Source organism: Limnohabitans sp. 2KL-3 (assembly GCF_001269405.1).
GTDB lineage: Bacteria > Pseudomonadota > Gammaproteobacteria > Burkholderiales > Burkholderiaceae_C > Limnohabitans_A.
This window is the reverse complement of record NZ_CXON01000018.1, coordinates 39,372-59,169: the sequence shown is the minus strand read 5'-3', so window position 1 is coordinate 59,169 and position 19,798 is coordinate 39,372. Positions and strand designations below refer to the sequence as shown.

The following is a 19,798-nucleotide window of genomic DNA, read 5'->3' as shown; positions in this document are numbered from 1 at the left end:
TTAACTTGAGGCCTGTCATTTCACCCTGAAGCCTGCCAAGGAGTTTTCATGCAACCGATCGTTTTGGAGAACCTGGTTCAACCGGACCGTGTTCATAAGAGTGTCTACACGGATCAAGCGCTGTTTGATCTGGAGATGGAACACATTTTCGAGAAAGCCTGGGTTTACTGCGGCCACGAATCGCAGGTCAAGGAGGTTGGTGATTACTTCACCATGCAGATCGGGCGTCAGCCCATGGTCATGGTGCGCGATGTGGACCGCAGTGTGCGCGTGCTTTACAACCGCTGCCCACACCGGGGTGTGGAGTTGTGCGGCAACCAAAGCGGCAACACGGGCAAGGGTTTTGTGTGCTCGTACCACGCCTGGAGCTTTCACCTCAATGGCAAGGTCAAGGCCATCCCGCTGGTCAAAGGCTACGACGGCACCCGCATGCACACCGACGATGCCGATTGCAGCATGGTGCCTGCCGCCCGTGTGGACAGCTACCGTGGCTTTGTGTTTGCCAGCCTGGCCAAGGAAGGCCCGAGCTTGGTCGACTTTCTGGGCGAGGCAAAAATAGCGTTTGACGACATGTGTGACCGCTCGCCCGTGGGTGAGGTGGAAGCCGTGCCGGTGTGTCACCGTGTGGTGCAGCATTCGAACTGGAAGTTCTTCATGGAAAACCAGCTCGATGCCCTGCACCCCTCGGTCACGCACCAGTCCACTGGGGTCTCGGCCCGCCGAGTGGAACAGCGCCTCAAAAAAGACACAGGCTCGGCCCCCTTGTTTTTCCATTACCTGTCGACTTTTGCGTCCAGCTTTGACCAGTGGGATTCGGTGCAGACGGTCAACTTCAAATACGGCCATGGCATCTTGAAGGCCTATATGGGCTTGCGCCCCACCGACCCGGACACGGTCGAATACGAGGCCTTGATCAAGAAGGCTTATGGGGAAGAAAAGGGCGAGGAGTACCTCTCGCGCAGCATTCACCATGTGCTGATTTACCCTTATTTGTCGGTGCAGTCGCCCTTGCAGCAGTTGCGCTGCCTGCGCCCGATGGCGCCCAACAAGACGCTGTCCGAGATCTGGCATTTCCGCCTCAAGGGTGTACCTGAGGCGATCTACGAGCGTTCGCTGTGGTACTTCAACCTGGTCAATTCACCCGCCACCATGATCAACGCCGATGACCTCGAAAACTGGACCAAGGGCCAGCTGGGGCTCGAATCCAAAGGTGGTGAATGGGTGAGCTTTCACCGCAACTACGGGGGCGACACCGAAAAAGACGGCGTGCTCTATTCGAACAACGGCACCAGCGAAGTGGTGATGCGCAACCAGTTCAAGGCCTGGGAGTCGTACATCCGCGCCGCCATTCAACCCACGGCCAAGGCCTGAACAGGAGACATGATTCATGCAACCCAAAGAAGTCAAAGAGGCCCTGGGCACGGGCGTGGTGATCGAAGCCATCCAGTCCATGTCGGGTGCCGAATCCATCGCACCCGACCACATGGGGCGTGGTCGCCTGCCCAGTCAGGGCTACATTCCCAAAGCCATCGCCGTGGATGCGGCCTTGCGTCGTCAGGTTGAAGAGTTGCTGTTCCATCAAGCGGCTTTGCTCGACAACAAGGCCTGGGGTGAATGGACCGAGTTGTTCACCGAAGAAGGCGTTTACTGGATGCCTTCGACCCCTTTGCAGACCGATTGGCGACGTGAGGCATCGATTTTTGCAGAGGATCGTTTGTTGATGGAAGTGCGCATGGGCCGGTTGCTGCACCCCAACGCCTGGTCACAAGCGGCCCAATGGGGCACCAATCACCTGGTAGGCAACATCGTGATTGAAGCGGCCACGCCCACCGCGCTGGAGGTGTATTCGCGCTTTCAGATGATGGAAATGCGCCGTGATCAGGTGCGCCATTTTGGGGGCAGTTATCGGCACAGCCTCGTGCTGCAAGAGGGGGCCTGGAAGATCCAGTTGCAGCGGGTGGACATGACCAACGGCCAGGCCGCTTACGACTACGTGATCCAGGCCTGGGTGTAAACCTGCAAAAGGGGACACACCGCTGTGGAGACCTGCACCTGACTCAAGTCCGGGCGGTTTCTCGGCTGGCAATGACGCCGCCGCCCAGGCATACCTCGCCGTCATACAGAACGGCGCTTTGGCCGGGTGTGACGGCCCATTGGTCTTGTGCAAAGTTCAGTTCAAAGCCCAGTTCAGTGCCCACTTGACTTTCTACCATGGGCAGGGGGAGGTAGCTGCAGGCCGCATCGGCTTGTCGGTAACGCGTCTTGGCGGCGTAGGCCCCGGGCGCAGGGGGCTGGCCTGAGCACCAGCTCACATCGGTGGCTTGCAGCTGGGGCGACAGCAGCCAAGGGTGGTCGTGGCCTTGCACCACCCACAAGGTGTTGTTCGGGATGTCCTTGCGGGCCACAAACCAAGGTGTGTGCTCACCTGCGCCGCGCAAACCTTGGGCTTGCAGGGCTTTCATTTCAGCGCCTTTGGCCTTGATGCCGCCGATCCCTAAGCCCTGGCGTTGCCCCAAGGTGTAAAAACTCAGCCCCACATGCCGACCGATCGTGCGGCCAGACGGGTCTTTGATGGGGCCGGGTTCTTTGCTGATATAGCGGTTTAAAAACTCCCTGAAAGGGCGTTCGCCGATGAAGCAAATGCCCGTGGAGTCTTTCTTTTTGGCATTGGGCAGACCAATCTCTTCGGCGATGCGGCGCACTTCGGTCTTGTGCAACTCACCCACCGGAAACAGGGTTTTGGACAGCTGCGCCTGGTTCAGGCGGTGCAAAAAGTAGCTTTGATCTTTAGAGGGGTCCAGGCCCTTGAGCAGCTCAAACAGGCCTGTGGCCATGTTCTGCCGCACACGGGCATAGTGACCCGTGGCGATTTTTTCGGCCCCCACCCGCATGGCGTGGTCCAAAAACGACTTGAACTTGATCTCGGCGTTGCACAAGATGTCCGGGTTGGGCGTGCGTCCGGCCTGGTATTCACGCACAAACTCGGAAAAAACCCGGTCCTTGTAATCGGCTGCGAAGTTGACATGCTCGATCTCGATGCCCAGCACATCGGCCACGGCAGCGGCATCCACAAAATCAATGTTGGACGAGCAGTATTCGCTGTCATCGTCGTCTTCCCAGTTTTTCATGAAAATGCCGATCACCTCATGGCCTTGTTGCTTGAGCAGGTGAGCGGTGACAGCGGAATCGACGCCGCCGGACAAACCGACGACCACACGGGTGAGATGAGACATGCCGGCATTATCCCGTGAGCGGCCAAGGGCGGTGGCAGACGCGGATCAAGGGCCACAAATTTATAATGGCAGACTGGTCTTATTCTGATGCCCCTCCACTGCACTTGGTGCCCCCCCATTCGAACGGTCTTGCGTGACATCGCGCAGGGCTTGTTTCTTGTCACTCACAGTGGTTTGGCCATGGTGGGCTTGAGTGCGGCTGCGGTGGTGATGGCCCTGTGGTGGCACCCCCAAGGCCTGCACATGGCCGAAGAAGCCTTGTTCAATTGGCTGCGTGATCGCCAAGTGCTGATTACCTGGTTGCCTCAAAACACGGCCGATCGTGCCACGGCAGTCGATTTGAAAGACCTGCCTCGCTCGCAAGCGGCGGTGGCGATCTGGTTGGGGCAGAAATACAAAATTGCACCTGAGCCTTTGGCGGCCTTGGTGGCCGAGGCCCATGTCTTGGCCAAGCGTCATAAATTAGCCCCTCATTTGATTTTGGCAGTCATGGCCATCGAGTCCAACTTCCACCCTTATGTGCAAAGTCATGCAGGGGCGCAGGGCCTGATGCAGGTGATGACCACGATTCATGCCAAGCGCTACGAAGCCTATGGGGGAAAACTGGCCGCTTTCGACCCGATCACCAATTTGCGCGTGGGCGTGTCGGTGCTTGCCGATTCGATCAAACTCAAGGGCGGTTCTTTGGAAGATGGTTTGCGGTTTTATCTCGGTGGCGACGCTGTCACAGAAGATGGTGGTTATGTGGCCAAAGTCCAAGCTGAGCAGGCCCGTCTTGATCAAGTGGCTGCAGGTGTGAGCGTGCCCATTCAATGAGCTTGAGTTCATGAGTTTTGTGTCGCCGGAGTTCGGGCTTTTTTGCCTCTTGTTTTTGCCCGTTTATTGGGCATTGGCCAGCAGGCCAGGCTGGCAGCGGGGTTTGCTCATCCTGACGGGCTATGGCCTTTACGCGACGTGGGTGCCCAAGTTTGCCGTTTTTTTGTGCGTGTACAGCACCGCCATGTGGGCACTGGGCAGACGCATGCAAAGCGTGCCCGCCAGCCGTCGCCCCTTGTGGTTGGGATTGTGGCTGGCAGGTACTTTTTTGTTGTCGCTCAAATATTATGAATTTGTGCGTGAGACTTTTCAGGCCGTGTTGCAGGGCATGGGGTTTGACGCACTGTTGCCCGTGCTGGACGTGGTGGCCCCCGTGGGGGTTTCTTTTTTCACTTTTCAGGCCGTCACATACTTGGTGATGGTCGGGCGTCAGCCGAGATTGGCCCGCTCATGGGCCGATGTGCTGCTGTTTTTGAGTTTTTGGCCCACTTTGTTTGCGGGCCCCATTTTGCGAGCCGATCATTTTTTCGACCAAATCGACGATCGCGATCCTCAAACTCGGGTGGGCCATCCCAAACAAGCCTGGTTGGCCTTCTACCTCATCAGTTTGGGTTTGGTGCAAAAAGTGGTGTTGGCCTCATATTTGTCAGCCCAGTGGGTCGATCCGGTTTACAAATTTCCCGAGCAATTCAGCAGCTTGGCTTTGATGGCCGCCATGCTGGGTTACAGCCTGCAAATTTTTCTCGATTTTGCAGGCTACACATCGATCGTGACTGGCCTGGCCTTGTTGTTGGGCTTCACTTTGCCCGTGAATTTCAGGCAACCCTATCTGGCGCGGAATTTGTCGGATTTCTGGTCCCGCTGGCATGTGTCTTTGTCCAGTTTTATCCGCGATTACATCTACATTCCCCTGGGGGGCAATCGCCGTGGCTTTGGCCGAACCCAGCTCAACGTGTTGTTGGGCATGCTCATCAGTGGTTTGTGGCACGGGGCCAATTGGACCTTTGTGGTGTGGGGACTGTTGCATGGCTTGGGGGTCGTGGTGGTGAACGGGGCTCAGCGCCTGGGCATGCCTGTTTGGCCTCGTTGGGCCGCACAAATGATGACTTTTGTGTTTGTCAGCTTGGCTTGGGTCTTTTTCAGGGCAGACTCGGTGCCTCAGGCTTTACAAATGCTGCAGGGCTTGTTTTTCAATGCCAAAGGCTTTTGGGCAGACGACATCCCACAGGCCTGGAGCCTGGTGTTGATCGCGCTGTGTGTGGCCGGGCTCAGCCCATGGGCCGCTCAATGGGAACACAAGGCAACGGTGCATTTGGCACGGTTGCCCCTCTGGGGGGGCGTGTTGGTGTTGGCACTCTTGCTTTGCTTGGTGCTGTTTTATGGGCCCGAAGGGGTGCCCAATTTCATTTATTACCGGTTTTGAGATGGCCCATCGTTTGTCTGCACGTCAATTGAGCTGGATGCTTCCCGCGGTCGCCCTGATGGTGACGCTTTGCTGGCTCACCTCGCTTGAAAGGTATTTGGGGGTGAGGTACCACGTCAGCTTGGAAGCTGCGCTGCCTGAGGCGCTGTCCAATGCCTTGTTTGCTCCCTCGCGTTGGCTCGATGACCGGGTGCGGGCCGGTGGTTCGAGGCCTTTGTTTCGCTTGGCATGGCCATCTTCCGACGAGGACCCGGCACAAACACCTGTTGTGTCCCGGACTCCTCAGCCGCCACAGTTACAAGACTTGCCCTCGCCTTTGCCCAAAGGGCAGTTTTTGCCCAGCTTGGCGCAGCAAAAACTCAAGCCCGGTGCACAGCGCATTTTGCTGGCCGGAGATTCCATGATGCAGGGTGTGGCCCCCTTGCTCATGCGTGATCTGGCCCGCTTGCACCCCGATTGGGAAGTGCATGACCTGAGTCGTCAAAGTACTGGCCTGACCGTCAGGCGGTATTTCGATTGGCCTCAACGCATCGTGGAAGAAATGGACGCCAAAAGTCTGAACTTGGTGGTGGTGTTTTTGGGGCCCAATGACCCTTGGGACATGGTGGTGGACGGCCAGCGTCACGGGTTTCCCTCTCCGGGCTGGGCGCTGAACTATGCTTTGCGCGTGGATGAGGTGGTGGCCGCAGCGGTTGAGCGCCAAGTCCGGGTGATTTGGATGGGTTTGCCCTCGATGCGAGAGGGGCGAGTGCGCGATGGCGCAGTGTTGCAAAACCACATTTTTCATGCTCGCGCTCAAAATTGGGGCACCGATTACCTGGCCACTGAGCCTCTCATCGGCGTGCTGTCTGAGCCATTTCAGAAATTCAAATTGGGCGCGGACGGTCAGCCCATGAACCTGAGGGCAGAAGACGGTATTCACATGACGCCCTCTGCCTTGCGCTTGGTCAAGCAAGCCTTGCTCGAACACATCCAAAAGGCGGCGCAGCCATGAAAAAGTCTGGGCTTGGAGGCTTGTTGACCCCTGTGGCGCTGCTTTTTTGGAGCCATGCTTTGGTGGCGCAAACACTGCCTTCAGTGCGTGCCGATGTGCAGCAAACCATCTTGCCCGTTCAAGCACGCCGTGATGCGCCTGATTTGCAATGCTCTCAGCGAGCGGCCCCACCTCGTGGCAAAGCGCCTCGTGAGATGGACCCTCAAGAAGTCCCCGATGAGGTGGACGTTCAAACCCAGTTGAAGCAGTTTCACGATGTTTTGTCCAACGGCCCATTGGCCGAGGGGCGTGCCCAAAAGCGCCCTTTGTGGCAAGCCCAGTCGGGCCAACCTTTGCGTGTGGGCATATGGGGCGACAGTCATTTGGCAGCTGCTTTTTGGAGCCAAGAATGGGCACGTTTGTCTCAGTTGCCCCCCGAAGCTGTGAGCAGCCGTTTTTTGCCAGCCAGCATGAACCGGCCCGGTGTGCGCTTGCCCTTGCGCAAAAGCTGTGTGGGGCCGGGTTGGCAGTATGAGCCGGCGCATGCCGTGCCCGCAGGTGCCAGTGAACCTGGGCCTGGTTTGGTCAATTTGTGGACACAAGGCCAAGATGCGTGGCTGTCGCTGGACGTGCGCAATCTCTCGGCTCAAGCGGACAAGTCTCAGTTGCGCTTGTTGTATCAGCAAACCCGGGATCCGATCAGTTTGGCCATTCGCATTGATGGGGGTGAGGCGCAACGTGTGGATTTGCTGGGCCGCGAGGGCCCAGCTGTGCTGGATTTGGTGGGCGACGACGCGATGTCCACCATTGAGCTGCGCGTGCTTGAAGGCCCGTTCAGGCTGAATGGTCTGGAGCTGCCCCTGCCCGTGGAAACCCGGTTGCAACTTGATGTGTTTGGCTACCCGGGGGCCACTGTGGCTGGCTGGCGTCAGTTGCAAACAACGGCGATGGCTCCGTGGTGGGGCGCCTCCACTTACGATGTGGTGGTCATGGCCTTTGGCACCAATGAGGGCAATGTGCAACCCTTCGATGCAGCGGCCTACACCCAGAGCTTGCGCTCATCGGTCGCTGCTTGGCGACAACTCTTTCCTCAGGCCGCCTGCTTGTTGGTGGCACCAGGGGATCGGGGCATTTTGGTGCGGCGGTCTCAAAAAAACCGATCTGGTGCAGTTCAAGGCACCAAGCCTGCGCCTGCAAAATTGCCAGATCTTCTCAAATTTACCCGGGTTCACGCTGAAATTGGGCGCATCCAAAAGCAGGTGGCCCAAGCCCATGGGTGCTATTTTTGGAGCATGCTCAGTGCCATGGGAGGGGCTGGCGGGTCTTACCGATGGGCCCAGCAAAACCCCGCCTGGATGGCCAAGGATTTGATCCATTTCACGGTGCCGGGCTACCAGCGCTTGGCCCAATCCATGGCCCAGGATTTGGGCTGGAATGCGTCTGTTTTTGCACCCAAGTAGCGATTGGCTCAGCCCGAATTCATGCCTTCAGGTGCGGCAAGCCTTTGACCGCCGGGTCGGTGTAAATGACCCCGAGTGGATAGCGTTGCCCGGCCAGATGGTCTTCTATGCATTGCAAAACCAGGGGACTGCGGTGACGGGATGCGCTGGCCCTGATTTCCTCGGGCGTCATCCACAGGGTGCGTTCAATGCCTTCATCAAGTTGTAGGCCTTCTTGCAAGTCACCCAATTCACCACAAAAAGCCATGCGAACATAAGTCACGTCCTCTGACGTGGCCGGGCGATGAAAACGGGAGAGGTAAATACCCACTAAAGCCGTGGGGTTAAAAAGGTGCGCAGTCTCCTCCAAAGTCTCTCGAGCGCATGCCTCAGCGGGTGATTCCCCGGGGTCCAAATGGCCTGCGGGGTTGTTCAGTCGCAAGCCCTCTTGGGTCTGTTCTTCGATCAGCAAGTAGCGGCCTTCTTTTTCAATGATGGCGGCGACGGTGACATTGGGTTTCCAGCGTGTATCCATCTTTTGGATTATCAATGTTGGTGCGTCAGTTTGTGTGATGCGGGTTCTTTTGTCAGCAAACGGCAGGCCTGTTCGTGTTTAATATCAGGACTTGCTGATATTTTAATGTTCATGCTGCGACATGTGTTGCGCGCTTCTGGACTGAGTCAGTTCAGGTGGACATCGGTTAAGCTGGAATAATTGATTATTTTTTGTGGATTGAGCGAGGAGACAAACATGCAAACTGGCGATACAGCCCCAACGCCTCAGCGCATTGGCGTGCCGCGAGAGATTTTTCCCGGTGAAAAACGGGTGGCCACAGTCCCCGATGCCGTGACCAAACTGGTCAAGCTCGGCTTTGCCGTGGTGGTCGAGCAGGGCGCTGGCGAGCTGGCCGACCTGTCCGACGCGGCTTTTGTGGAAGCTGGCGCGAGCATTGCCCCCAACGCGGCGGCGCTGTGGAGCGGCAGCGACATCGTCTTTAAAGTCCGTGCCCCTACGCCCGACGAAGTGGCGCTGATGCACGAAGGCCAGACCCTGATTGGCTTCTTGTGGCCTGCGCAAAACCCCGATTTGATGCAGCAGCTGGCGGCCAAAAAGGTCACCGCGCTGTCGATTGACGCACTGCCCCGCACATTGAGCCGCGCCCAGAAGATGGACGCGCTGACCTCGATGGCTGGCGTCAGTGGCTACCGCGCGGTGGTGGAGTCGGCCAATGCCTTTGGCCGCTTTTTCAACGGCCAGATCACGGCTGCAGGCAAAGTGCCCCCCGCCAAGGTGTTCATTGCCGGTGCCGGTGTGGCCGGTTTGGCCGCCATTGGCGCGGCCGCCAGCCTGGGTGCCATCGTGCGTGCCAACGACACCCGCGCCGAAGTGGCCGACCAGGTTGTGTCGCTCGGCGGTGAGTTCGTCAAAGTGGACTACGAAGAAGAAGGCTCGGGCGGCGGCGGTTACGCCAAGGTCATGAGTGAAGGCTTCCAGGCCGCGCAGCGTGAGATGTACGCCAAACAAGCCAAAGAGTGCGACATCATCATCACCACCGCGCTGATTCCCGGCAAACCCGCGCCCAAGCTGATCACGGCCGAGATGGTGCAAAGCATGAAGCCCGGCAGCGTGATCGTGGACATGGCGGCCGAGCAAGGCGGTAACTGCGAATTGACCGAACCCGGCAAAGCGGTGGTCAAGCACGGTGTGACCATCGTGGGTTACACCGACCTGGCTTCGCGCATGGCGCGCCAGTCGTCCACCCTGTACGGCACCAACTTGTTCCGCCTGACGGAAGAGCTGTGCAAGACCAAGGACGGCGTGATCAACGTCAACATGGAAGACGACGCGATCCGGGGCCTGACGGTCATCAAGAACGGTGAAATCACCTGGCCTGCGCCGCCTTTGGTGGTGGCCCCCAAGCCTGCGCCCAAGCCCGCTGCCGCGCCTGCCGCCAAAAAAGGCCACGGCCATGGCGAGCCATCCGGCCCCATGCCCGTGGGTCAGTTGCTCATCGTGTCGGCGGTGGCCGCTGTGCTGCTGGTGCTGGTCGGTGCCTATGCGCCCGCTGCTTTCCTGTCGCACTTCACGGTATTTGTGTTGGCTTGCTTTGTGGGCTACATGGTGGTGTGGAACGTCAAGCCCGCTTTGCACACCCCGCTCATGAGCGTGACCAACGCGATCAGCTCCATCATCGCCATCGGCGCGCTGGTGCAGATTTCGCCCATGGCTGCAGCTGGACGCCCCAACACGCTGATCGGCATCCTGGCCGCTTTGGCATTGGTGCTGACGGCCATCAACATGTTTGGCGGCTTTGCCGTCACCCAGCGCATGCTGGCGATGTTCCGAAAATAATGACTTCGGGGACAGATCTTCAGCTCTGTCCTCGACTGATTGAAGAATTAGGGGACTGATCTTCAGCTCTGTCCCCAACTGATTAAAGAGACACTCATGAACTCAAGTCTGGCCACGGTCGCCTACATCGGCGCGACCATTCTTTTCATCCTCAGCCTGGGCGGCTTGTCCAACCAGGAAACCGCACGGCGCGGCAACCTCTACGGCATGATCGGCATGAGCCTGGCCGTGCTGGCCACCATCTTTGGCCCGCAAGTCACAGCCGAAGGCATTCCCATGATCGTGGGCTCCGTGCTGGTGGGCGCAATCATTGGTCTTTACGCTGCGCGCAAAGTGCAGATGACCCAAATGCCCGAACTCGTGGCGCTCATGCACAGCATGGTCGGCATGGCCGCGGCGCTGGTGGGTTACGCCACCTATGTGGACCCTGAAGCTTCCAAGAATTTGGACGGCGCAGCGCACGCCATCCACGCGGGTGAGATCTACATCGGCATCTTCATCGGCGCGGTGACCTTCTCGGGCTCGGTGGCCGCGTTTGGCAAGTTGTCGGGTCGCATCGGCGGCAGCCCTTTGTTGTTGCCTGGTCGCCACTGGCTCAACCTGGTGGGTTTGATCGCCGTCATTTACTTTGGTCGTGAATTCATGAACGCCCACACCGTGCAAGACGGCATGGTGCCTTTGATCATCATGACCGTCATCGCTTTGCTTTTTGGCATCCACATGGTCATGGCCATTGGCGGCGCCGACATGCCGGTGGTGGTGTCCATGCTCAACAGCTACTCCGGCTGGGCCGCAGCGGCCACGGGCTTTATGCTTTCCAACGACTTGCTGATCGTGATCGGTGCTTTGGTCGGCTCCAGCGGCGCGATTTTGTCGTACATCATGTGCAACGCCATGAACCGCAGCTTCATCAGCGTGATCGCCGGGGGCTTTGGCACCACGGCGGCTGCGCCCAAGCCCACGGGCGAAGCGGCCGAGCCGCAAGGTGAAGTCAGCCCCATCTTGGCCGCTGAGACCGCCGAAATGTTGCGCGACGCCAAGAACGTGATCATCGTGCCGGGCTACGGCATGGCCGTGGCGCAAGCCCAGCACACGGTGTTTGAAATCACGAAGACACTGCGCGACAAAGGTGTGAATGTGCGCTTTGGCATCCACCCCGTGGCGGGCCGCATGCCTGGTCACATGAACGTCTTGCTGGCCGAAGCCAAAGTGCCTTACGACATCGTGTTTGAGATGGACGAACTCAACGACGACTTCCCGGACACCGACGTGGCCATCGTGATCGGTGCCAACGACATCGTGAACCCCGCTGCGCAAGACGATCCGACCAGCCCGATCGCCGGCATGCCGGTGCTCGAAGTTTGGAAGGCCCGCACCAGCATTGTCATGAAACGATCCATGGCCAGCGGCTACGCCGGTGTGGACAACCCCCTCTTCTACAAAGACAACAACCGCATGCTGTTTGGCGATGCCAAAAAGATGCTGGACGAGGTGCTGCTGGCTTTGAAAGCTTGAGGTATTCGACGGACTGAACCAAGGGGCCCTGTGGCCCCTTTTTTGATGGACTTGAGGATTGGAAAAACAGGGTGTGAATCGTTGGTTTGATCAGGTGATTCAATGAATGTGTGTATTTTTGAATCATAAAATTGGCGGTTGTTGACTCGGACTGACGCGTCGCCTTCGACTGACCTTTTTGAATGGAAACCTGATTCATGTTTCATCATCCTGTGACACTGCGTGCTTCAGCCGCAGCTTTCTTTTCCCTGACCGACAGTGGGCTCAATGGGTGGTGGCGCTACACCTTGGGTGTGGCCCTGGTCTTGCTGGTTGGCATGTTGGGCGGCGGCTTGGTGCATTGGATGGTCGCTGGCCTGCCCTTGGGGAGTGCGCGTGAATATTTGGCCGCCAACGCCAGCCTGATGACCTTGTTGCTGGTGGTGCTGATCGTGCATGGTTTTTTGCACCGCAGGCCTTGGCGTGCATTGGTGACCACCCGCAAGACGATCGCATGGGGCAGGGTTTTTCAGGGGGCTGCCGTGTGGGGGGTGATCATGCTTGCGACGGTGTCGCTTGAAAGTGTGCTGTACCCCGGGCGTTATGTTTGGAGTTTTGAGTTTCAAAGCTGGTTCTTTTTCCTGTTGCTGGCGCTGCTGCTGACGCCGCTGCAGTGTGCTGCGGAGGAGTTGTTTTTCAGGGGCTATTTTTTGCAGGCCATGGGACGCATTTTTCGTCATCCCTTTGTGCCCGCTGTGCTGAGCAGCCTTTTGTTCGCAGCCCCCCACTTGTTCAACCCTGAAGCGGTGGCCCATGGCTTGGGCATCTTGGCAGTCACTTACTTCACCATGGGTTTCTTGTTGGCGCTTGTGGCATTGCGAGATGCGGGTCTTGAGCTGGCCTTTGGCCTGCACACGGCCAACAATTTTTTTCTGGTGATGTGCTTTGGCTACAAAGACTCACCTTTGCCCGCCTCGGCCATCTTCACTTCAGCGACTTACGATCCGGTCTTTTCTTTGGCGTCCGTTGTGGTGGGCGGCTTGATTTTTTATGCTTGGTTCTTTCGCCGTGTAAAGGACTAGGTCCATTGGACGCAGTCTTGGGGCTGTGTACTCGGGAAATCCAGTATTTTCCAGAGTCAGTTTGTCGTCAGTTGTGGGTTAGACTGAAATGCAGGAGAACACCACATGAACGCGAATCCGATTTGGCTCAAGAGTTACCCCGAAGGCGTCCCAGCCGACATTGATCCGACCCAATACACCTCCTTGGTCGGTTTGCTTGAAGAGAGTTTTGCCAAATACGCCGACCGTTGCGCCTACAGTTTTATGGGCAAGGACATGAGCTTTGCGCAGACCGATCAAGACAGTCTGGCCATGGGGGCGTACTTGCAGTCTTTGGGTCTGAGCAAGGGTGATCGCGTCGCCATCATGATGCCCAATGTGCCTCAGTATCCGGTGGCTGTGGCGGCCGTTTTGCGTGCGGGTTTTGTGGTGGTCAATGTGAATCCTTTGTACACCGCCCGAGAGTTGGAGCATCAGCTCAAGGACTCAGGTGCCAAAGCGATTGTGATCATTGAAAACTTTGCCGCAACGCTGGAAAAATGCATCGCTCAAACGCCTGTGCAGCATGTGGTGGTCGCGGCCATGGGTGACCGTTTGGGCTTGCTCAAAGGCAGTTTGGTCAATTATGTGGTGCGCAATGTCAAAAAAATGGTGCCCGCGTTTCACTTGCCACAAGCCGTTCGTTTCAACGACGCCTTGAGCAAGGGGCGGCAGCAGGCTTTTCGCAAACCCGAATTGTCGGCCGACGACATTGCGGTGTTGCAGTACACCGGTGGCACCACAGGCGTGTCCAAAGGGGCGGTGCTGTTGCACCGCAATGTCTTGGCCAATGTGTTGCAGTCTGAAGCTTGGAACGAGCCCGTCATGAAGCGCATTCCCGCCGGTCAGCAACCCACTTCGGTGTGTGCTTTGCCGCTGTACCACATCTTCGCCTTCACGGTGAACATGATGCTGGGCCTGCGCATGGGCGGCAAAACCATCTTGATCCCCAACCCGCGTGACTTGCCAGCGGTCCTCAAAGAGTTGTCCAAGCACACCTTCCACAGCTTTCCGGCGGTGAACACCTTGTTCAATGGACTGGCCAACCACCCGGACTTCGGAACGGTGGATTGGTCCAATTTGAAGGTGTCTTTGGGGGGTGGCACGGCCGTGACGCCCAACGTGGCCAAGCTCTGGCTGGAAAAAACAGGCTGCCCGATCTGTGAAGGTTATGGCTTGTCCGAAACCAGCCCGTCGGCCAGTTGCAACCCGACCACCAGCACCGAATTCACAGGCACCATCGGTGTGCCCATCCCCGGCACCTGGATGAAGCTGCTCGACGACGATGGCAACGAAGTCACCGCCCCCGGCACGCCTGGCGAGATCGCCATCAAGGGCCCGCAGGTCATGGCCGGTTACTGGCAGCGCCCTGACGAAACCGCCAAAGTCATGACCGCCGATGGTTATTTCAAATCGGGTGATGTGGGCACGGTGGACGAGCGTGGCTACTTCAAAATCGTGGACCGCAAGAAAGACATGATTTTGGTCAGCGGCTTCAACGTCTACCCCAACGAGGTCGAAGAAGTGGCCTCGGCTTGCCCGGGCGTGCTTGAATGCGCGGCCATCGGTGTACCCGACGAAAAAACTGGCGAGACCGTGAAGCTGGTGGTGGTCAAGAAAGACCCGGCCTTGACCGAGGCGCAGATCATCGCTTATTGCCGCGAGAACATGACCGCATACAAGCAGCCCCGCGTGATCGAATTCCGCGACGAATTGCCCAAAACGCCAGTGGGTAAAATTTTGCGGCGCGAATTGCGCAGCAAGCTCTGATCGCGCAGCTGCTGGGCTGAAGCCCCGGGCACAGACCTGTGGCCACCTGTTTTAAGGTGGCCGTTTTCTTTTTTGAAACACAGAACAAGGATGATCCATGGCAGTGATCGGCATCATGAGCGCCATGCACGAAGAACTGGCTGCCGTCTTGGCTGCCATGCCCGACGAGCAAGGTGTGCAGGTGGCCGGGCGAGACTTTTGGGTGGGCCATTGGCAAGGCCACTCGGTGGTGGCGGTGCTCTCGCGCATCGGCAAGGTGGCCGCAGCCACCACAGCCACGGTGCTGCTGGAGCGATTTGGCGTCGATACCTTGGTTTTTACGGGTGTGGCGGGTGGGCTTGGCTCCGGGGTTCGGGTGGGCGATGTGGTGGTGGCCGATGGCTTGGTGCAGCACGACATGGACGCTTCGCCGCTGTTTCCGCGCCATGAGGTGCCCCTGTATGGCCGTGCCCGTTTTGCGGCCGATGTCGACTTGGCTCTCCAACTGGCACAAGCGAGCGAGCAGGTGTTGGCCGACGCTGCCTTGCACTTGGGCACAGACACCTTGACCGAGTTTCAATTGAATGCGCCTCGGGTGCATCGGGGCCTGATCCTCAGTGGTGACCGTTTTGTTTCGACATCGGCCGAAAGCCACGCCTTGCGGCAGGCCTTGCCCGAGGCCTTGGCAGTGGAGATGGAGGGCGCGGCGGTGGCGCAGGTGTGCCACGATTACGGCGTGCCCTTTGCGGCGGTGCGCACCATCTCGGACCGGGCGGATGACACGGCGCACACCGATTTCCAGCGCTTCATCCGAGAGGTGGCCAGCCGTTACAGCTTGGCGATTTTGTCCCAGTGGCTGACCGGTCGCCAGCCCGCTTGAGCAGGCCTTATTTGAGCCAGCCCCGGCGGCGGAAATACCACATGGGCACCACGGCGCTGGCGGCCATCAGCGCCAGAGCGTAGGGGTAGCCCCATTTTTGCGACAGCTCGGGCATGTACTGGAAGTTCATGCCGTACAAGCTGGCGATCAAGGTGGGCGGCAGCAAGGCCACGCTGGCCACCGAGAAAATCTTGATGATCTTGTTCTGGTTGATGTTGATGAAGCCGACGGTGGCGTCCATCAAGAAGTTGATCTTGTCGAACAAAAAGGCCGTGTGCGAGTCGAGCGAGTCGATGTCGCGCAGAATTTGGCGGGCTTCTTCGAATTGCTCGGCGTTGAGCATTTTGGAGCGCATCATGAAGCTCACGGCGCGGCGGGTGTCCATCACGTTGCGTCGGATGCGGCCGTTCAAGTCTTCCTGCCGTGCAATCGCGCCCAAGACCTCACCGGCCATGGCGTCTGTCACATCGCCTGACAACACTTTTTTGCCAGCGATTTCCAACTGGTCATAAATGCCTTCAAGCGTGTCCGCTGAGTATTCGGCATCGGCATCAAACAATTTCAGCAGCACTTCCTTGGCGTCTTCAATCAGGCCAGGTGCGCGGCGTGCACGCATGCGCAGCAGGCGAAACACCGGCACGTCTTCGTCATGGATGGAAAACAGCACGCCTTGGCTTTTGAGCTCGGCGTTGTGTTGGTTCAGGATAAAGGCGCAGCGCACCGTGCGAGGCTCGTCTTCGTCGGCGATCAAAAAGTCAGATCGGATGTGCAGCTCGCCGTTGTCTTCTTCGTAAAAACGGGCCGATTCCTCGATGTCTTCGTCCATCGCGTCTTCCGGGATGGACAGGCCGAAGTACTGCTTGATCCAGCGTTTTTCTTCGAGGGTGGGCGACTCCAGGTCGACCCAGATGGGTTGGAAGCGCGAGAGTTCTTCCAATGACTCGATCTCTTCCTGAAAGAGGCGGCCATTGGCGAGTGTGAAGATGTTGAGCATGGCGAATCCGAAAAGTGGCCAGGTGCCAAAAGTTCAAAGGGGCGGCGAAGGGGGTTTTCAGCAGCTTTCGAACGATGGGCAGGGTGCTCAGCGCGTTCGAAAGCTACCGACTCGGGGTAGTTTCCACGGCAGTGTGTCTCCAGAATGAATCGGCGGATTATCGCACCGGATGATGGGGTGCTGGATTCAAAAAAGTCACGATTTCCTCCGCTCGGGCCGAGACGTCCGCCCGGCCCAAGGCCATGAGTGCACCCACAAATTCCGGTTCAAACAGCAAGTAACTGGCCAATGCCGCTCCGCTGCCCTGAAGTGCCCCCAAGCCTTGCAGCACCCGAAGAATGGGTTTGGGCAGGGTGTGAGCAAACTTTTGGGCCAAGGCGTCCAGTGAGGCACTGGGTTGCAGGGTCAAAACATCGACCGCACGCAGTGGCAACTGTGCCCTTAAGGCGTCGGGTAAAACGCGAAGCGTCTGGTTGATGTGGGTGATTTGCTCTACATCGGCTTCCAGGGTGTCATGGAACACACTCGCCATGGCATGCCCTGCGATGGTGCCCAGCGACGGGCGGCCAGCACTTCGGGGTGCGATCTCTGGCCCTCCCTTTTGGGGCTGGCTCACACCGATGGCCAAAATCCGGTCAGCGCCCAGATGCACGGCCGCCGACAAAGGTGAAATCTGGCGCATGGAGCCATCCCCAAAAAATTCCATACCGCCGTCCACCCACAGCGGGGTGGACGGAAAGATGAAAGGAATGGCGCTTGATGCCATCAGGTGCTCGATGGTGATGGGCTGCTGCTCGGCCCGCCTTCCCGGACGACTCCACGGGATGGGTTGGCCATCGCGGGTTTGGCAAAAAGTCCAGTGCACCCCGCTGGAATAGCTCGAAGCTGTGACGGCCAAGGCTTGCAACACCCCTTTTTGCAAGGCTTGATCGATCCGCTCCAATGCAATCGCCCGGTGCAAGGTGTTCACCAATGCCAGGCTGTCCATGGCGGCGGCATGTTCGCGTGCCGAACTGAGCAGGCCCAGCGCTGTTGCCCAGCGGCTGAGTTTGTCCAAAGGGGTCTGTGGCAAGTGGTAAACGTCGCTGGTTCGAATATGGGCCCAAAAATTTGCCAAATCGTTCAGACCGGCCAGGCCATCCATGGCCTTGCTCGCCAGAAATGTGGCGTTCAAGGCCCCAGCCGATGTCCCCGCCAAGACCTGAAACGGAAACCTTTGAAGGTGGGCTTCTTGACGGTCCAGCAGTTGGCCTATCGCCTGCAGAGCACCGGCTTGGTAAGCCGTGCGTGCGCCACCCCCCATCAGCACCAGGCCATTGACATGGGCTGAAATCCGTGGGTCTGGACGTGTGGGTGCTCGATCGGGGTGCGACGAAGCTGAGTGGGCGGTCAGGTTGTCAATGGGCATGGCAACAGGGGTGAGTGAACAAGGCTGCAAAAGGCTGTCAAGGCCGGGGGGAAGATGGGTGTTAGATTCAGAGGATTAACCGGCATTGTTTCATGACCCCCCATCTGACCCCACGGCGCGAGCGCTGGTTGCTCTTGACGCTGGCTGGCATCCAGTTCACCCACATTCTCGATTTCATGATCATGATGCCGATGGGGCCGCAGTTCACGGCCTTGTTTGGCATCAGCAATGCCCAATTTGGTTTGCTGGTTTCTGCCTACACCTTGTCGGCAGGCTTTTCTGGCCTGATGGCGTCGACCTACATTGACCGCTTCAGCCGCAAGCGCTTGATGTTGACCATGTACACCTTGTTTGGATTGGCCACACTGTCTTGCGGCCTGGCCCCCGACTACGTTTGGCTGATGGTGGCGCGTGTGGCTGCGGGTTTGTTTGGTGGGGTGTTGTCGGCGCTGTCACAGACCGTGGTGGCCGATGTGATTCCTTTTGAGCGCCGTGGGCGTGCCATGAGCGTGGTGATGACCTCATTTTCTGTGTCGACCGTGGCAGGTGTTCCTCTGGGCCTGTTTCTGGCGACACACTTGAGTTGGCACGCCCCCTTTTTCGGGATTGCCTTGTTGGTGGGCTTGTTGGCGTTGGCGGCTTGGCAAAGCTTGCCCCGACTGGATGCCCACTTGCATCACCCAGAGCGCGTGAGTGTGTGGCGTGGCATCGGCCAGGTCCTGGCGCATCCCAATCACCTCAAGGCTTTTGGCGTGTCGGGCCTCATGATGTTTGCTGGTTTTACGGTCATCCCCTACATCACGATCTATCTGCAGTCCAATGCGGGCATGCAAAGCCATGAAGTGCCTTGGATTTACCTGTGTGGTGGCACGGTCACCTTGCTCAGTGCCCGGTATTTCGGACGCCTGACGGATCGGGTGGGCAAGGTGAAAGTGTTTCAACGCTTGGCTTTGGCTGTGACGCTGCCCCTGATGGCCACAACCGTCTCTCAGGGCTTGCCGCTTTGGGGTTTGTTGGCCATCTCCACGGGCTTGTTTGCCATGATGAGTGGCCGCATGATTCCGGGCATGGCCATGATCTCTTCGGCTGTTGAGCCACGCTTGCGCGGGACCTTCATGACCCTCAACTCAGCGGTTCAATCGGCCTCTATGGGCTTGGCGGCACTGGTGGGGGGGCTGATCATCGGCCGTGATGAACTGGGTCAGCTCACCGGGTATTGGATGGCAGGTTTGTTGGGTGTATTGGCCAGCTTGATGAGTGCCTGGCTGGCAGGGCACTTGCGCTTGCACGAGAGTCAAGCCAGAGCCATGGTGTGAGCTGTTGGTGGCCAGCAGTGGGCCCAGATGAGGCGCAGTACAAAGGGCTTGATGAAGAAACGAGCGTGTCGTTTCAAATAGAACGATAGCACCAAAAAGGGGTTTTGGGCGCATTGCCAGCGGCCGTTACAGGTTTAGTTTTCAGGCTGTTGCATTTCATTTCAGGGCGGCGCATAGTGAGGTCGAACCACCCGAAAAAGTGGTTCTGAAGCCCTGCTTCAATGGGGTTTTTTCTATCCTGAATCTATGGAGGCGACGACTATGAATTTAACCATCAGCGGACACCATCTGGACGTGACCCCTGCGCTGCGTCAGTACGTCACAGGCAAACTCGACCGCATCACCCGGCATTTCGATCAGGTGGTCGACGTCAAAGTGCTGCTGAGCATTGAGAATCAGAAAGAAAAAGAAAAACGCCAACGCGCCGAATGCAATATTCACGTCAAAGGCAACGACTTGTTTGCTGAAAGTGCGCACGAAGATCTTTATGCAGCCGTTGATGAATTGGTGGACAAGTTGGATCGACAGGTGGTCAAGCACAAGGACCGCATCACGGAGCATCACCACAGCGCACCCAAGCGCATGATGTAAGCGAAGTTGGAGCCAACAGGGGCCGCAGC

General features: G+C 58.1%; 17 protein-coding genes. 13 read left to right on the top strand and 4 right to left on the bottom strand.

Annotated elements, in window-relative coordinates; all coding sequences use genetic code 11:
• The first annotated feature begins 48 nt into the window (after positions 1-48).
• Positions 49-1,371, top strand: a complete 1,323-nt coding sequence (locus tag AMM41_RS17515) for an aromatic ring-hydroxylating oxygenase subunit alpha (protein WP_089962266.1) — start codon at positions 49-51, stop codon at positions 1,369-1,371.
• A 16-nt stretch (positions 1,372-1,387) separates the two neighbouring features.
• Positions 1,388-2,014: an aromatic-ring-hydroxylating dioxygenase subunit beta gene (locus AMM41_RS17510; protein WP_089962263.1), complete on the top strand. Its 627-nt coding sequence runs from the start codon at positions 1,388-1,390 to the stop codon at positions 2,012-2,014.
• Positions 2,015-2,057: 43 nt separating this feature from the next.
• On the opposite strand, the gene mnmA is transcribed toward AMM41_RS17510, so the two are convergent.
• Positions 2,058-3,233 carry a tRNA 2-thiouridine(34) synthase MnmA gene (mnmA, locus tag AMM41_RS17505; protein WP_089962258.1) on the bottom strand — a complete coding sequence of 392 codons (1,176 nt, stop codon included), beginning with the start codon at positions 3,231-3,233 and terminating at the stop codon, positions 2,058-2,060.
• Between the two features lie 150 nt (positions 3,234-3,383).
• Between mnmA and AMM41_RS17500 the strand changes: the two genes are divergently transcribed.
• The 4 genes from AMM41_RS17500 (at position 3,384) to AMM41_RS17485 (ending at position 7,905) form a co-directional block, all read left to right on the top strand.
• Entirely contained in the window at positions 3,384-4,049 is a 666-nt protein-coding gene (locus AMM41_RS17500; protein WP_228769339.1) for a lytic transglycosylase domain-containing protein, read from the top strand.
• A 10-nt stretch (positions 4,050-4,059) separates the two neighbouring features.
• Positions 4,060-5,472, top strand: a complete 1,413-nt coding sequence (locus tag AMM41_RS17495; RefSeq protein WP_089962250.1) for an MBOAT family O-acyltransferase — start codon at positions 4,060-4,062, stop codon at positions 5,470-5,472.
• Between the two features lie 103 nt (positions 5,473-5,575).
• Positions 5,576-6,466: an SGNH/GDSL hydrolase family protein gene (locus AMM41_RS17490; protein WP_194944847.1), complete on the top strand. Its 891-nt coding sequence runs from the start codon at positions 5,576-5,578 to the stop codon at positions 6,464-6,466.
• Positions 6,463-7,905 carry a GDSL-type esterase/lipase family protein gene (locus tag AMM41_RS17485; RefSeq protein ID WP_089962242.1) on the top strand — a complete coding sequence of 481 codons (1,443 nt, stop codon included), beginning with the start codon at positions 6,463-6,465 and terminating at the stop codon, positions 7,903-7,905. The genes AMM41_RS17490 and AMM41_RS17485 overlap by 4 nt, the downstream gene beginning before the upstream one ends.
• A gap of 19 nt (positions 7,906-7,924) precedes the next feature.
• Here AMM41_RS17485 and AMM41_RS17480 read toward each other — a convergent pair whose 3' ends face one another.
• Positions 7,925-8,419 (bottom strand): NUDIX hydrolase, encoded by a 495-nt coding sequence (locus AMM41_RS17480; RefSeq protein WP_089962238.1) that lies wholly within the window; start codon positions 8,417-8,419, stop codon positions 7,925-7,927.
• A 216-nt stretch (positions 8,420-8,635) separates the two neighbouring features.
• On the opposite strand from AMM41_RS17480, the gene AMM41_RS17475 reads away from it, so the two are divergent.
• The 5 genes from AMM41_RS17475 to AMM41_RS17455 all read left to right on the top strand — a co-directional run bounded on the left by AMM41_RS17475 (position 8,636) and on the right by AMM41_RS17455 (position 15,460).
• Positions 8,636-10,237, top strand: coding sequence for a Re/Si-specific NAD(P)(+) transhydrogenase subunit alpha (locus tag AMM41_RS17475; RefSeq protein ID WP_089962235.1), 1,602 nt, complete (start codon positions 8,636-8,638; stop codon positions 10,235-10,237).
• A gap of 96 nt (positions 10,238-10,333) precedes the next feature.
• Positions 10,334-11,752: a Re/Si-specific NAD(P)(+) transhydrogenase subunit beta gene (pntB, locus tag AMM41_RS17470; protein ID WP_089962232.1), complete on the top strand. Its 1,419-nt coding sequence runs from the start codon at positions 10,334-10,336 to the stop codon at positions 11,750-11,752.
• A 197-nt stretch (positions 11,753-11,949) separates the two neighbouring features.
• Positions 11,950-12,813, top strand: a complete 864-nt coding sequence (locus AMM41_RS17465; RefSeq protein WP_089962229.1) for a CPBP family intramembrane glutamic endopeptidase — start codon at positions 11,950-11,952, stop codon at positions 12,811-12,813.
• A 105-nt stretch (positions 12,814-12,918) separates the two neighbouring features.
• Positions 12,919-14,601, top strand: a complete 1,683-nt coding sequence (locus AMM41_RS17460; protein ID WP_089962225.1) for a long-chain-fatty-acid--CoA ligase — start codon at positions 12,919-12,921, stop codon at positions 14,599-14,601.
• Positions 14,602-14,698: 97 nt separating this feature from the next.
• A complete protein-coding gene (locus AMM41_RS17455) occupies positions 14,699-15,460 on the top strand; it encodes a 5'-methylthioadenosine/adenosylhomocysteine nucleosidase (RefSeq protein ID WP_089962222.1) in 762 nt (253 codons plus the stop codon).
• 7 nt (positions 15,461-15,467) lie between these two features.
• On the opposite strand, the gene corA is transcribed toward AMM41_RS17455, so the two are convergent.
• Both corA and AMM41_RS17445 read right to left on the bottom strand, forming a co-directional pair.
• A complete protein-coding gene (corA, locus tag AMM41_RS17450) occupies positions 15,468-16,454 on the bottom strand; it encodes a magnesium/cobalt transporter CorA (protein ID WP_089962218.1) in 987 nt (328 codons plus the stop codon).
• A gap of 157 nt (positions 16,455-16,611) precedes the next feature.
• Complete coding sequence (locus AMM41_RS17445; RefSeq protein ID WP_089962214.1) at positions 16,612-17,862, bottom strand: patatin-like phospholipase family protein; 1,251 nt, start codon at positions 17,860-17,862, stop codon at positions 16,612-16,614.
• Positions 17,863-17,954: 92 nt separating this feature from the next.
• On the opposite strand from AMM41_RS17445, the gene AMM41_RS17440 reads away from it, so the two are divergent.
• Positions 17,955-19,178: an MFS transporter gene (locus AMM41_RS17440; RefSeq protein ID WP_089962210.1), complete on the top strand. Its 1,224-nt coding sequence runs from the start codon at positions 17,955-17,957 to the stop codon at positions 19,176-19,178.
• Positions 19,179-19,439: 261 nt separating this feature from the next.
• Entirely contained in the window at positions 19,440-19,769 is a 330-nt protein-coding gene (gene raiA / locus AMM41_RS17435; RefSeq protein WP_089962207.1) for a ribosome hibernation-promoting factor, HPF/YfiA family, read from the top strand.
• Positions 19,770-19,798 lie beyond the last annotated feature (29 nt).

What these genes read in the sequence shown, in the direction of transcription:
- corA (WP_089962218.1), bottom strand. Translation starts at nt 16,454, where the DNA reads ATGCTCAACATCTTCACACTCGCCAATGGCCGCCTCTTTCAGGAAGAG.
- raiA (WP_089962207.1), top strand. Translation starts at nt 19,440, where the DNA reads ATGAATTTAACCATCAGCGGACACCATCTGGACGTGACCCCTGCGCTG.
- AMM41_RS17455 (WP_089962222.1), top strand. Translation starts at nt 14,699, where the DNA reads ATGGCAGTGATCGGCATCATGAGCGCCATGCACGAAGAACTGGCTGCC.
- mnmA (WP_089962258.1), bottom strand. Translation starts at nt 3,233, where the DNA reads ATGTCTCATCTCACCCGTGTGGTCGTCGGTTTGTCCGGCGGCGTCGAT.
- AMM41_RS17515 (WP_089962266.1), top strand. Translation starts at nt 49, where the DNA reads ATGCAACCGATCGTTTTGGAGAACCTGGTTCAACCGGACCGTGTTCAT.
- AMM41_RS17445 (WP_089962214.1), bottom strand. Translation starts at nt 17,862, where the DNA reads ATGCCCATTGACAACCTGACCGCCCACTCAGCTTCGTCGCACCCCGAT.
- AMM41_RS17460 (WP_089962225.1), top strand. Translation starts at nt 12,919, where the DNA reads ATGAACGCGAATCCGATTTGGCTCAAGAGTTACCCCGAAGGCGTCCCA.
- AMM41_RS17480 (WP_089962238.1), bottom strand. Translation starts at nt 8,419, where the DNA reads ATGGATACACGCTGGAAACCCAATGTCACCGTCGCCGCCATCATTGAA.
- AMM41_RS17495 (WP_089962250.1), top strand. Translation starts at nt 4,060, where the DNA reads ATGAGTTTTGTGTCGCCGGAGTTCGGGCTTTTTTGCCTCTTGTTTTTG.
- AMM41_RS17440 (WP_089962210.1), top strand. Translation starts at nt 17,955, where the DNA reads ATGACCCCCCATCTGACCCCACGGCGCGAGCGCTGGTTGCTCTTGACG.
- pntB (WP_089962232.1), top strand. Translation starts at nt 10,334, where the DNA reads ATGAACTCAAGTCTGGCCACGGTCGCCTACATCGGCGCGACCATTCTT.
- AMM41_RS17465 (WP_089962229.1), top strand. Translation starts at nt 11,950, where the DNA reads ATGTTTCATCATCCTGTGACACTGCGTGCTTCAGCCGCAGCTTTCTTT.
- AMM41_RS17485 (WP_089962242.1), top strand. Translation starts at nt 6,463, where the DNA reads ATGAAAAAGTCTGGGCTTGGAGGCTTGTTGACCCCTGTGGCGCTGCTT.
- AMM41_RS17475 (WP_089962235.1), top strand. Translation starts at nt 8,636, where the DNA reads ATGCAAACTGGCGATACAGCCCCAACGCCTCAGCGCATTGGCGTGCCG.
- AMM41_RS17510 (WP_089962263.1), top strand. Translation starts at nt 1,388, where the DNA reads ATGCAACCCAAAGAAGTCAAAGAGGCCCTGGGCACGGGCGTGGTGATC.